This is a genomic window from Croceitalea sp. MTPC6, from assembly GCF_036985525.1.
Lineage (GTDB): Bacteria > Bacteroidota > Bacteroidia > Flavobacteriales > Flavobacteriaceae > Croceitalea.
In genome coordinates, this window is sequence record NZ_BTGR01000031.1 from 1 (window position 1) to 667 (window position 667).

Sequence of the window (667 nt, forward strand, 5' to 3'; positions counted from 1 at the left end):
CAAAGCCTCCTGTGCCCCAGGGATGTCGCCCATCATGGCCTTTGCCTCGGCCTCTATGAGGTACATCTCGGAAGAACGCATGTAGATGACATCATCGGGATCTATGGACCCTGGGTTGGCATTCTTCATCTTGAAGTGCATGTAGGGGTGCAGGTTGAAGCGGGTGGTGATACCGTATACCGCGTTCAATGAGTCCACCGCGGCATCAAAAACGGCCTCGTCCGTATAGTTCGGGTCGTTCCCAAAACCGCCCTCGCCATTGGCCGCTGAGGTATTGGTATTTGGTGCGTCTACGATGAACACTTTGTTCCTATAATCTGTACTTGGAATGGCATCGACCAATCTTCTGTCCGCTATCTTGGGGTTGTTCCTTATCTGGCTCCCGTTGAAGGTGTTGCTCATCAGGTAAAAATAGGAACGGAAGAACGTGGTCTCGGCGGCAATCACGTTGCTCCCCCAGATGACCTCCGGGAGGCTGTTGGTGTTGAAGCCTGATAGCCAATCTTCCTCGTTCATTATTGGAAACCCTTGTCGTGCCTCTACAGCAGCATCGGCAGCTGCCTGCCAGTCCCCTTTCGATAGGGCTGTCCTTGCCAATAGGCCATAGGCCGTGTTGATGTTCAACTGTGACTTGGTCTCTGGGCCTCCTCCCGGTCTTCCCGTACCG

At 53.8% G+C, this 667-nt stretch carries 1 protein-coding gene; it reads right to left on the reverse strand.

Annotation, left to right across the window (positions count from 1 at the left end; translation table 11 throughout):
• The coding region (locus AACP56_RS17905; RefSeq protein WP_339339081.1) for a RagB/SusD family nutrient uptake outer membrane protein at positions 1–624 on the reverse strand (624 nt) is incomplete at its 3' end.
• Positions 625–667 lie beyond the last annotated feature (43 nt).